The 12,260-nt window shown below is 55.1% G+C and carries 11 protein-coding genes; 10 read left to right on the top strand and 1 reads right to left on the bottom strand.

All coding sequences use genetic code 11. The annotated features are described in order from the left end of the window. The first annotated feature begins 55 nt into the window (after positions 1 to 55). Complete coding sequence (locus CPH17_RS12025) at positions 56 to 742, top strand: GntR family transcriptional regulator (protein WP_096299660.1); 687 nt, start codon at positions 56 to 58, stop codon at positions 740 to 742. 206 nt (positions 743 to 948) lie between these two features. Then, on the top strand, positions 949 to 2,142 hold the full coding sequence (locus tag CPH17_RS12020) for a DcaP family trimeric outer membrane transporter (protein WP_096299658.1): 1,194 nt from the start codon (positions 949 to 951) through the stop codon (positions 2,140 to 2,142). Between the two features lie 121 nt (positions 2,143 to 2,263). On the opposite strand, the gene CPH17_RS12015 is transcribed toward CPH17_RS12020, so the two are convergent. Continuing rightward, the gene (locus CPH17_RS12015; RefSeq protein ID WP_074398277.1) at positions 2,264 to 4,072 is read right to left on the bottom strand and encodes a feruloyl-CoA synthase; all 1,809 of its coding nucleotides are present in this window, start codon (positions 4,070 to 4,072) and stop codon (positions 2,264 to 2,266) included. A 143-nt stretch (positions 4,073 to 4,215) separates the two neighbouring features. Here CPH17_RS12015 and CPH17_RS12010 point away from each other — a divergent pair, with 143 nt between their 5' ends. From CPH17_RS12010 to CPH17_RS11975, 8 genes are all read left to right on the top strand, one after another. Next, positions 4,216 to 4,719, top strand: a complete 504-nt coding sequence (locus CPH17_RS12010; RefSeq protein ID WP_074398278.1) for a MarR family winged helix-turn-helix transcriptional regulator — start codon at positions 4,216 to 4,218, stop codon at positions 4,717 to 4,719. Between the two features lie 153 nt (positions 4,720 to 4,872). Continuing rightward, entirely contained in the window at positions 4,873 to 5,493 is a 621-nt protein-coding gene (locus tag CPH17_RS12005) for a TRAP transporter small permease (RefSeq protein WP_082934303.1), read from the top strand. Then, complete coding sequence (locus CPH17_RS12000; RefSeq protein ID WP_074398280.1) at positions 5,493 to 6,812, top strand: TRAP transporter large permease; 1,320 nt, start codon at positions 5,493 to 5,495, stop codon at positions 6,810 to 6,812. The genes CPH17_RS12005 and CPH17_RS12000 overlap by 1 nt, the downstream gene beginning before the upstream one ends. Before the next feature lie 15 nt (positions 6,813 to 6,827). After that, positions 6,828 to 7,304 (top strand): DUF3237 domain-containing protein, encoded by a 477-nt coding sequence (locus CPH17_RS11995; RefSeq protein ID WP_074398282.1) that lies wholly within the window; start codon positions 6,828 to 6,830, stop codon positions 7,302 to 7,304. A 66-nt stretch (positions 7,305 to 7,370) separates the two neighbouring features. Next, positions 7,371 to 8,438, top strand: coding sequence for a TRAP transporter substrate-binding protein (locus CPH17_RS11990; RefSeq protein WP_074398284.1), 1,068 nt, complete (start codon positions 7,371 to 7,373; stop codon positions 8,436 to 8,438). Positions 8,439 to 8,493: 55 nt separating this feature from the next. Then, complete coding sequence (locus tag CPH17_RS11985) at positions 8,494 to 9,324, top strand: p-hydroxycinnamoyl CoA hydratase/lyase (protein ID WP_096299654.1); 831 nt, start codon at positions 8,494 to 8,496, stop codon at positions 9,322 to 9,324. A 45-nt stretch (positions 9,325 to 9,369) separates the two neighbouring features. Continuing rightward, positions 9,370 to 10,818, top strand: a complete 1,449-nt coding sequence (locus CPH17_RS11980; protein WP_074398287.1) for an aldehyde dehydrogenase — start codon at positions 9,370 to 9,372, stop codon at positions 10,816 to 10,818. Positions 10,819 to 10,875: 57 nt separating this feature from the next. After that, positions 10,876 to 11,922, top strand: a complete 1,047-nt coding sequence (locus tag CPH17_RS11975) for a TRAP transporter substrate-binding protein (RefSeq protein ID WP_074398289.1) — start codon at positions 10,876 to 10,878, stop codon at positions 11,920 to 11,922. The last annotated feature ends 338 nt before the right edge of the window (positions 11,923 to 12,260 follow it).

Here is a 12,260-nt window from a genome sequence, read left to right as displayed (position 1 = left end):
TTCGTATAGTTCGCTAATGGTGAGCAATACCGTGTTGATATGAGGGAAAAAATAAATGAGTAACAACGATAAAAGTGTCGTCAGTCGGCTGCGTAAATTGATCAGCGAGGGGGCATATGCGCCTGGGGAACGGCTTGGTGAAGTCGCGGTTGCGGAGCAGTTAGGGGTTTCGAGAACGCCGGTACGGCTGGCTTTTCGTACACTGGAGCAGGAAGGGTTGCTTCAGCAGGCGGGCAAGCGTGGGTTTATGGTACGTGAGTTTACTCAGGCGGATGTGCACTGCGCGGTGGAGGTTCGTGGGGTGCTGGAAGGGCTGGCCGCTCGGCATCTGGCAGAGCAGGGTGTTTCGGACAATGTCGATAAGGAGTTGAGATTTTGGATCCAAAAAGGAAAGGTGCTTATCGCCAAAGGATACCTTTTGGAATCAGATATTAACCAGTGGAGTGAGCTGAATGCACATTTCCACGGCACTATCATTCACTCCATTGGCAGCGATGTCGTGGCGGATGCCATTGCAAGGAATAATCATTTGCCCTTTGCTGCTGCTGACTCGATCATTATCGACGAATCTGACTTGGCGCGAGAGTTTAAAAAGTTGCAGTTGGCTCAATTCCATCATGAGCTTATATTTCAGTCACTTAAGTCAGGGGAAGGCGCGCGTGCAGAAATGCTGATGCGCGAGCATGCGCTGATCGGGCTGCGTTACCCTGAGTTGCTGGCTGATCAAGATAAAAATGTCTGACTATTTAGTTATTATATATAATTAAACCAAAGTATTAACTATGTAAAATTATTTATATTCAATGCTTTATGTGTTCTCCAAGGTGTCCTGCCTCCATTCTGTTTGACAGATGGAGGTTTTTTTTACAGCTTGGTACGTAATGCGGATCAAAATTCGCATTAAGAACAATTACAGCTAGCCATTACGACCAATAGCAGAGACAAACAATGAAAATTAACCACTTTGTTACATGCGCCCTTCTTGCTCCCTGTGCGCTTGCTGCCCAGGCCCATGCGTTTGATGTTGTAGAAGCCGGAGAACCCGTTGTGACTGGTGAGCCAAGCCGTGTAGGCCCACCATGGAATCATCGATCAACGATTAATATTCCAGGCACCAAAACTGATATAGCTTTTGGGGGGTACGTTAAGCTCGATGCGTTTTACGATTTCGACTATGACCTGGGTACATCGACCGATCCTTACGCCGTGATGGACCCAGGCAATAGAACCGATGGTCGAACCAGCTTTACGGCCTATGAGTCCCGCCTGAATTTCCGCACCCATACCGCCACTGACTATGGGCGTTTATCTACTTACTTCGAAGGGCACTTTGTGCCTGATGGCAAGTTCGGGTTGCGCCATGCGTATGGCGAGCTGAACGGTTTTCTCGCCGGGCAAACGTGGTCAAATTTCATGAGCTTTGTGGGCGGGACGCGCACCCTGGCGCTCGGCGATCCTAAGGGCTATGCCTTCGAGCGGCAGGCCCAGTTGCGCTATACGCAGCCTGTTGGAGAAGGGAGTTTCTCGGCTGCATTGGAAAACCCCACGACGGTCATCGCCCGCAATGATGCTTCAGTGGCCGATGGGGAGAGCCAACTGCCAGATTTGACGCTGCGCTATGAATACAAGCGTTTATTTGCGCTATCGGGGATAGCACGTCAACTTTCGACCAATAACATCACCAATACCACTGATGACGAAGTCACGGGCTATGGGGTACAGGCGCAGTTCAATTTGCCCTTTAATGCCTCAACCAGCTTGAAAGGCAGTGCCACTTATGGCGAGGGTGTTGGTAACTACATGGGTAACCCTGGCAATGTAGGGCACCGTAATGCGCCTGACGTCTATGTAGAGGGTGACGAGCTTGAAGCGATTGAAACTCAGGCGTTCGGCCTCTCATTGAATCACCACTGGACGGATAGCTGGTTCAGTTCTGTGGGTGTTTCGCGGCTTGAGCAAGACTTGCCCGCAGGCTATGGCGATCATTTTGAAACGCTCGACTATGGGTTTGCCAATGTGATTTGGGATGTGACCGAGCGTACGGCGCTGGGTCTTGAGTACCAGCACGCTGATATCGAGCAGGTCAATGGGGTCTCTAACGACGCTAGTCGCCTTCAAGCGAGTGCCACCTTCCAGTTCTAACGACCTGTGCTTTGCAGTGAGGTGACTGTGATAAGTGCTTTAGCGCTGTTTCGATCACGTTTTAGGCTGGCGCTTTGCCAGCCTTTTTTAGGTCACGTATTGCTATCTAAAAGTACCAGTGTTAAGACGCTGGGCTAGTCGAGGGTAGGATTATGCGTGGATCCTGGGGTGGTTCAGCGTAGAGACATGCCACGAGATCCGTGTAGCGCTCGCGAACGAGCCGTTGGTTCACCGATCCCTTGTCGGTCAATTCGCCACGGTCAACGGAAAGCGGCTGGTCGAGCAGCAATAGGCGCTCCAACCGCATGGAGCTTGACTGGCCACGGCAGTGGGTCGCCAGGCGCTTTGCGAACCACTGTTGCAGGTTGGGGTCTGCGGCCAGAACCTCAAGCGGCGTTTTCCCTGAGCCAAGCTGCTGTTGGCAGGCAGGAAGGTTCAGCACGACGATGCCGGTCAGGTAGTCACGTCCTTCGCCGACCACCACGATGTCCTGTGCGAGTGGGGCGAAGTGTTCGACGAGATGTAGACGCAGGGTGCCCACATTGACCCAGGTGCCGGTCACCAGTTTGAAGTTCTCGCTTAGCCGACCGTCAAAGATTAGCCCACGTTCGGGGTGGTCGGGGTCAATGAGTCGCATGGCATCCCCTGTGCAGTAGTACCCTTCGTGGTCAAACGCCTCGTTGGTTCGCTGTTTATCGCGCCAGTACCCCGGCGTGATGTTGAGCCCCTTAAGACGTGCCTCCCACTTATCGTCCTTCGCCACCAGCTTCACCGTCATGCCCGGGACAGGGTGGCCGATCAACCCTGGTGTGTCGCTGGGCTCTTCGGTGCAAAAGGCCAGGCATGCTTCGGTGGAACCGAGCCCCGTCAACATGGGAACGGGAGCTCCGCGTGTCTGTTTGCCTAATGCTTCCAGAGCAGCGCGCACATGAGCGGGCAGCACGGCGCCCCCGAAGTGCAGCATTTGCAGGTCGTGGAAAAAGGCCTCGCGCAGGGAGTCATCGTTGCGCAGGTGCTCGACCAGCGCTTCGAACCCCTTGGGGACATTGCAGTAAAACGTGGGCGACACCTCGCGCAGGTTCTCTATAGTTCGCTGAACCCCTTGAGCAGTGGGGTTGCCATCATCAATATATAAAGCGCCCCCGTTGTGGATCGCCATCCCCAGAATCGTATTGCCGCCAAAGGTGTGATGCCAGGGCAGCCAGTCGACTAATACCGGTGGGTGCCGCTCTAGAAAGCTCTGCCGTTTCGCTAGCATGGTTTGATTGCTACACAGCATACGGTGGGTGTTAATCACCGCCTTGGGCATGCCCGTCGACCCTGAGGTAAACAGTAGTTTGGCGATAGTGTCAGGTGTTACGCGGGCGTGGGCATTCTCTACATCGTGAGTCGCCGGTGTCGAGACGAGGGAGTCAAAGGTCAGGGCTCTCTGTGCGGGTATCTTGGCTACACAGGTAACGCCATTATCGCAAACGGCCGCCAGTGCCCGGCTAAAGCGCGCCTCCTCATCGACAAATAGCATCCCCGGGGTCACCAGTTCCACCACATGCCGCAGCTTAACGAAATCTTCCGATAGTAGCGCGTAGGAGGGTGACACCGGCACGTAAGGAATGCCCACATGCATAGCGGCACAGGCAAGTAATGCGTGCTCAATGCTATTTCCCGACAGCACCATCAACGGCCGCTCCGTCGACAGGCCATGATCAATCAGTGCTTGTGCCAAGCGTTTTACTTGTGGCAATGCTTCACCGAAGGTAAGCGTTCGCCACCTGTGCGGGCCTTCTTGGCGCTCAGCTAAGAAGGGTTGCTGTGATGTTTTACTTGCCCAATGGGCAAGGCGCTGGGTCATGTTACGGGGGTAGGTAGGGACATCGCCTCCGTGTAGTCGGAACTCTTGTAAGGTGTCAGTCAGCGGAGGGGGGAGAGACATGAATAGCTCCATAGCGAAAAATCTTGGATTTGTTGTGTGCTGTCATCTTGGCGAATATAGTTATAGTGGTTAACTAGATGATTAGCTAGGATGCTGATTTAAGACCTTGGTTGTAATTATTTAAATGAGACAGGAATTAACGCATGGCCAAATCGAAAAAGAGTACGTCCGTTCAACAAGTTGAGCCCGATGAAAAAGAGCCGACGTCTGTCGCCGGTCTGGTGCTTGAAAATCGCCTTGGTTACGCCTTGAGAAGGGCGCAGTTGACTGTTTTTAAACATTTTAATGAGGCCATGCAGGAGCATGAGATACGCCCTGCCCAGTTCTCTTCGCTCGTGGTGATTGAAGGCTATCCCGGCATCACCCAAACCAATTTAGCCAAGGTGCTGGACATTGATCCACCCAGAATCGTTAGCTTAATTAACAATCTGGAGGAGAGAGGGTTGGCTTTACGGGTGCGCTGTAAGCGGGATAAGCGCTCCCACGGGATTTTTCTTAGCAAAAAGGGCGAAGCCTTGACCGAACAGCTGAAGGGGCTGGCTGAACAAAGTGATATCAATGCAACTCAATCACTTAGCGAAATAGAGCGACGTCAATTGCTGTCGCTGTTAGTGAAAATATACACCTCGGATACAGAGAAAGGATAAAACTTTAGGCGTATTTTTGTCGGTGACGCTTGCATGCTCTCTCAAAGACAATTACTTATATTAAGTAATTAGTTTGGTTGTAACGGCCTCGCGGTGTAAAGCGCAGGGTTGATTTCAGCCATACAGCGAATTCCAAAAACAAGAGACGAAACGATGAGCAGCTTAGCGACAGTACCGACCATCGGCACTGCATTGATGCGCCGTAGTCTTGAGATAACCTGTAGGGTTGCCGCGATAAGCGGCGGATTGTTGATCGTAGCACTCGCTATTATCACCGTCGTTAGCATTCTTGGCCGGTGGGTAGCCAGTGTGCCGGTGTTAAGTGATATGACGATGCTGGCATGGGTGGGCCCCATCACCGGTGATTACGAGCTGGTGGAGATGGGGACGGCCATCGCCGTTTTTCTGTTTTTGCCTTACTGCCATTTTCGCAGTGGTCATGTCACGGTAGACCTACTGGTCATGAACGCGCCGCCTGTCGTTCAGCGCCTGCTTGCCGTTGTTGCCGAAATGCTCTTTTTGGTAGTGGCAGGGTTAATGACCTGGCGCCTCTATCATGGCTTGCTGGATAAACGTCGCTATATGGAAACCAGCATGCTGCTGGATATACCGCTCTGGTGGGGGTATGTCGGCGGTGTAGCGGGGTTCGCACTGTTGACGCTGGTCTGCCTATATCGTGCTTTGGATGCGTTAACCGATAAGCAGCAGTATCCCAATTCAACGCATAGCCATTCGTCTCCCACGCAAGAAAATTCTGTGCAAGGAGACCTGTAATGACACCTCTCACCTTGGGCGCTAGCGGTTTTGTGGTTCTGCTATTCATGATGGCCACGCGAATTCCAATCGGCTTGGCCATGCTGGTGGTTGGCGGCGTTGGGACGATACTGGTCACTGGGCCAGCGGGCATTTTAAGTGGCTTAAAGACGCTTCCCTACGAACACTTTTCCAGCCATACGCTATCCATCATTCCACTTTTCCTGCTTATGGGGCAGTTTGCGGCGAGAGCTGGCCTCTCCCGGGCCATGTTTCAGGCGGCCAACGACTGGCTGGGCCACCGCCGCGGCGGACTGGCGATGTCCACCATTGGCGCTTGTGGTGCGTTTGGGGCCATTTGTGGCTCTTCGCTGGCGACCGCCGCCACCATGACCCAAGTGGCGCTGCCCGAAATGGAGCGTCAAGGGTATCGCGGCAGCCTGGCGACCGGCGCCTTGGCCGCAGGCGGCACCCTGGGTATTTTGATTCCCCCCTCTGTGGTGTTGGTTATCTACGCCATCCTGGCCGAACAGAACATTAACGAAATGTTTGCCGCTGCCCTGGTGCCGGGCTTGTTAGCGGTGTTCAGCTATATGTTGGCCATCTCGCTTTATGTGCGCTTTTTTCCTGACAGTGCGCCGAGTAAGGCGAAAGCCTCCCGCGGCGAGCGTTGGCGCTCACTGTTGGAGGTATGGCCTGGCGCGGCGATCTTTATCGTGGTGATTGGGGGCATCTATACCGGTATCTTTACGCCTACCGAAGCCGCCGCCGTCGGGGCGGTCTCCACCGGTGCCCTGGCGATAACACGAGGCGGACTGCGTTGGAACGGCTTACGGGACTGCGTTCTTGAAACCGCGGTGACCTCGGCGATGATCTTCTTTATCGTGCTCGGTGCTAGTGTTTTCAATAGCTTCCTTGCCCTGACCCAGCTTCCGCAAATGACTGCCGGTTGGATAGTGGGGCTTGAGATTAGTCCCTGGGTAGTTCTGGCGGGCATTCTTTTCTGCTATTTGGTGCTTGGCTGCTTTATGGACAGCCTTTCGATGATTCTGCTCACCGTGCCCATCTTTCTGCCCATCGTCATGGGGATGGACTTCGGCATGCCCGCCGCCGATGTGGCGATATGGTTCGGCATCTTAGCGCTGGTGGTCGTTGAAGTGGGCATGATCACGCCGCCGGTGGGGCTGAACATTTTCATTATCCACTCGATGGCCCCTCGTATTCCCTTAATCGAGACCTTTAAAGGCATCCTGCCTTTTTTAGTGGCAGACCTTATTCGCATTATTTTGCTGGTGCTCTTCCCCGCCATCTCGCTTGGCTTCGTCTACTTAATCAATTGACCAAGGGAGTTGGACATGTCCCAAGACGCGACTCAACGAATGCCGACGCCTACTTTTATCGCGCGCTTAACGGTTGACGTCGATGCCCCGCTTGAGCTGGGTGAAAACCCTCAAGGCAAGCGTCGCTTCATTGCCATCACCGGCGGCCAAGTGTGTGGTGAGCGGTTGAACGGCGTGGTATTGCCTGGCGGAGGAGACTGGCAGACCCTGCGTAATGATGGCGTGGCCGAACTGCATGCCCGCTATTTTTTAGAAACCGATAGTGGCGAACGCATCGAAGTTGAAAACAGCGGGTTTCGGCACGGTTCGACTGCTGTCATGCAGCGCCTTCAGCGCGGAGAAATCGTTGCTCCAGAGGAGTATTACTTTCATACCACGCCGCGCTTTTACACTTCCAGCCCCCGTTACGCCTGGCTAACGCGCACGATTTTTATAGGCGCTGCCGAGCGTACCCGGGAGAACGTTTTGATTGATTTATTCGCGGTGAATTAAGTCGGCGTGCTCAGTCGCTTAGCCATTGACCACAGTAAACATAACAAGCACAACGAGGTACTTCTTATGACCCAGCAGATTACTTCAAAACTACACCGGCGTTTGCTCGCATTAGCCATCGCCTTACCTCTTGCCTGGGGCGCTGGGCAGGCCAGCGCCCAGGAGGCTGAGTACACACTTCGGCTGCATCATTTCTTCCCGTCTTCGGCGCCCGTTCACCAGGAGTACTTTATTCCCTGGAAAGAGGCCATAGAGGAAGAGTCCAACGGCCGTCTGGAGGTTGAACTCTACCCTTCGATGCAACTGGGTGGTAAGCCACCTTCGCTCTATGACCAGGCGAAAGATGGCCAGGTGGATATTATCTGGACGGTGCTGGGCTATAACTCTGGACGATTCCCCCAGGCTGAAGTCTTCGATTTACCTTTTATACCGACCACAGGTGCTGCGACAAGCCAAGCCGCTCATGAATATGCGATGACGCACATGGAGGATGAGTTAGAGGGCGTATACCCCATCGCTGTCCATACCCATAGCCCTGGCGCGCTGCACACCAAAGAGACGCGCATTGAATCACTCGACGATATAAAGGGGCTCAAGATGCGTGGCCCCAGCCGGTTGGTGAACCGCTATCTTGCCAAACTGGGCGCGGAACCTATTGGTATGCCGGTCGCCCAGGCGCTGGAAGCCCTGTCCAAAGGCGTCCTGGATGGCACGGTGATTCCCTTTGAAGCGATTACCGCTATGGGGTTGGCCGATATTACGACCGAACATACGGTCTTCAGTGGAGACAATGCGCTCTATACCACGATGATGATCGTCGCGATGAACCAGCGCAAATACGATGAGCTGCCCGCCGACCTGCAGTCGGTTATCGACGCTCACTCCGGCATCCAAGAGGCCCGCAAAATAGGTCAGATCATGGATGATGCCGACCAGGTGCAAATCCAGGCCATTCAAAATGGCGAACAGCCCGGCACGATTACCCAACTGGATAGAGATGAAACTGCCCGTTGGCAAGCCGTGGGGCAGGAAATCGCTGACGAGTGGATCGCCGATGCCGAAGAGAAAGGACTTGATGGCGAAGCGCTATATAACGATGCCCGAGAGTTAATCGAAAAGTTCACCACTGAGTAGGCGCTTGACCGTTAACGTTTGAATAAGCCGTTTGATAAACCCCAAGGAGCAAGAGATGAGTAACTACCAGGATCGCTGGCAAACCGTGAAGGTGAACGTCGAAGAGGGCATTGCCTGGGTGACGTTGAACCGCCCTGAAAAGCGCAACGCCATGAGCCCGACCCTCAACCGTGAAATGATCGATGTGCTCGAAACCATCGAACTGGATCAAGAGGCCCACGTGCTGGTATTGACCGGCGAGGGCGAATCCTTTTCCGCCGGTATGGACCTTAAAGAGTACTTCCGCGAGATCGACGCCAGCCCCGAGATCGTCCAGGTCAAAGTGCGTCGCGACGCCTCTACCTGGCAATGGAAGCTACTGTGTCACTACGCCAAGCCCACCATCGCCATGGTCAATGGCTGGTGCTTTGGCGGGGCTTTCTCGCCGCTGGTGGCCTGCGATTTGGCGATTGCCGCCGATGAGTCGGTATTTGGCCTCTCCGAGATCAACTGGGGTATTCCCCCCGGCAACCTGGTGAGCAAAGCCATGGCCGATACCGTGGGCCACCGGGAAGCGCTCTACTACATCATGACCGGGGAAACATTTACCGGCCCCCAGGCAGCCAAAATGGGGCTGGTGAATAAAAGTGTACCGCTGACCGAGCTACGCGAAGCCACCCGCGAGTTAGCCGCAACGCTGCGTGACAAGAACCCCGTTGTGCTGCGTGCCGCCAAGATCGGCTTCAAAATGTGCCGCGAACTGACCTGGGAGCAGAACGAAGAGTACCTCTACGCCAAGCTCGATCAGGCGCAGCAACTCGATCCCGAGCAGGGGCGTGAGCAAGGGCTGAAGCAGTTCCTCGATGAAAAGAGCATCAAGCCTGGGCTGGAGAGCTATCACCGGTAAACACCGGACAACAACAATCGACAATGATGTAAACGAGAGGTTGCCATGGATCTTGAACTGTTAATCGGCGGTGAGCGGTGTGCCGCTGAGCAAGACGCCAACTTTACGCGGGCCAATCCGCTGACTGGCGACGTTGTCACCCAGGCGGCGGCGGCCTCTGTCGCCGATGCAGCTCGGGCCGCAGACGCCGCCGCGAGCGCCTTCCCGGCCTGGTCAAGAACGGGCCCCGGCGAAAAGCGCGCCAAGCTGCTCAAAGCGGCAGAGGTTATGGAGGCGCGGCAAGCTGACTTTATCGAACGCATGGTAGATGAAACCGGCGCGACGCCAGGCTGGGCGGGCTTTAACGTCATGGTCGCCGCCAGCATTCTGCGTGAGGCGGCGTCGCTGACTACGCAAGTGAATGGCGAGGTCATCCCTTCCAACGTGCCCGATAACCTGGCGATGGGCGTGCGCGTGCCCTGCGGCGTGGTGGTGGGCATTGCGCCCTGGAACGCGCCGATTATTCTAGGCACCCGTGCCATTGCCACACCGCTGGCGTGTGGTAACACGGTGATTCTCAAGGCCTCGGAACAGTGCCCCGCGACGCATCATCTGATCGGGGAGGTGCTGATCGAGGCTGGCCTGGGCGATGGCATCGTTAACGTGGTGACCAATGCGCCCCCGCAGGCCGCCGAGGTCGTCGAGGCGCTGATCGAGCATCAAGCCGTACGGCGTATCAACTTCACCGGCTCTACCCAGGTGGGGCGCATCATTGCCGAAAAAGCCGCGCGTCATCTTAAGCCGGTCTTGCTGGAACTGGGCGGCAAGGCGCCGTTCGTGGTGCTTGACGATGCCGACCTGGACGCCGCCGTAGAGGCTGCCGCCTTTGGCGCCTTCTTCAACCAGGGCCAGATCTGCATGTCCACCGAGCGACTGATCGTGGTGGACGCGGTCGCCGACGCCTTCGTCGCAAAACTGGCCCGCAAGGCGCAAACGCTACGCGCGGGCGACCCCCGCGGCGAAGGCAATGCGCTGGGCACGCTGATCAATCGCGAAGCGGGCGAGAAACTCAACGCCCTGATCGACGACGCCCAGCAGCATGGGGCTCGCCTGGCCTGCGGCGGCAAGGCCGAAGGCGTCATTATGCAGCCTACCGTGGTGGATGGGGTTACCAAGGCGATGCGTCTGTATGGCGAAGAGTCGTTTGGCCCGGTAGTCGCGCTGATGCGCGTCAAGGATGAAGAGGAAGCCCTACGCGTGGCAAACGATAGCGAATATGGCCTTTCGGCTGCTGTATTCAGCCGCGACACCGCCCGGGCGATGCAGTTTGCCCAGCGCATTGAGTCGGGTATTTGCCACATCAACGCCCCCACTGTGCACGACGAACCCCAGATGCCCTTTGGCGGCGTGAAATCGAGCGGCTATGGACGCTTTGGCGGAAAAGCCGGGATTGAGGAATTCACCGACCTGCGCTGGATGACCATGCAGCTTGGGCCGCGCCATTACCCCATTTAGATAAGCGCAAGCACTATATCTTGCAAGAAAGCGAAGTAAATAAAGGAGTTCATTACAATGACAATAAAACCCACACTCGCCAGCCTCACGTTGTTAACTGGCATGCTCCTCAGCGCCAGTGGCTACGCCCAGGACACGGTGACCCTGCGCTTGCACCATTTTGCTGCCCCGGCCACGCCCGTGCAGACCGAGTATCTGGAACCCTGGGCCAAGCGGATCGAAGAGCAGTCCGAAGGGGCTATCAAGGTGGAAATTTTCCCAGCCATGCAGTTGGGGGGCTCAGCGCCATCGCTCTACGATCAAGCCAAAGACGGGGTGGTGGATATCAGCTGGACACTGCTCAGCTATACACCGAATCGCTTCCCGGAGTCCGAGGCATTCGATCAACCCTTCCTGCCCACAACGGGGGAAGCCACCAGCATGGCCGCCCATGAGTTTGCGACAACGCATATGCAAGACGCCTTCGAGGGTGTCTATCCCATCGCCGTTTTTGCGCATACGCCAGGCAAAGTCCATACCCGGGATGTGTCAGTAGAGAGCGCCGATGACCTTGATGGGCTAGCGATTCGCGCCCCCTCTAAAACCATGAACCGCTACCTGGGTCTTCTCGGTGCCAAGGCGGTAGGTATGCCGATGCCACAAATTCCAGAGGCGATTTCCCGTGGAGTGATCGATGGCCTGACGCTGCCCTTTGAGAGCGCAGCGGCACTGGGTGTGCTGGATGTCGCCCAGAACCACACCTTTTTCGAAGGTGAGCATGGGTTGTATACAGCGATGATGGTACTGGGCTTAAACCAGGCTAGCTATGATGCACTCTCGCCAGAACAGCAACAGGTGATTGACGACAATGCCGGGCTCGAGGAAGCGCAGCGTATCGGTCAGGTCATGGATCAAGCGGAAGAGGACGCGATCGAAGCGATTGAAGCAAGCGGTGAAGGGGAGATGTTCTATATCGATCAAGACTCACTGGCCCCCTGGCAAGCGGCAGCCGAGAAGGCCACGGCTCAGTGGATTGACGACATGAATAGCCGCGGCATTGAAGGCCAACAGCTCTATGATGAGGCGACCCGATTGGTTGATAAGTATACCGAGCAGACAAAGTAGCCCTTGACTTGATTTGTTGGTAAGCCGCTTTCGTATTATTTGCGAAAGCGGCTTTTTGTTGATGCACCGTTTATGTTTAATCGCTGTGTTATTCGATGGCTCGACCATAGCCGTGATTTTATATTCGAAAAGTCCAATTTTATATTGGCAATGTGACTTATCTATTGGCCCTTATCTACCTAACACTGAAAGTGTTGTGCTGCATCTGTTAAATACAGGCGGCATAAACCGCCATCATAGACGAATGTCGATTAGCTCTACTGCGCATTGTGGACTAACGTAGTGATTATAGGCGAACTAATATTCGCTATGCGAACTTATAAGAATCCAACAAAAGT

Source organism: Halomonas sp. hl-4 (assembly GCF_900215475.1).
Taxonomy (GTDB): domain Bacteria; phylum Pseudomonadota; class Gammaproteobacteria; order Pseudomonadales; family Halomonadaceae; genus Vreelandella.
Note: the sequence above shows the minus strand (reverse complement) of the source record. Positions and strands in the feature narration are given on the sequence as shown.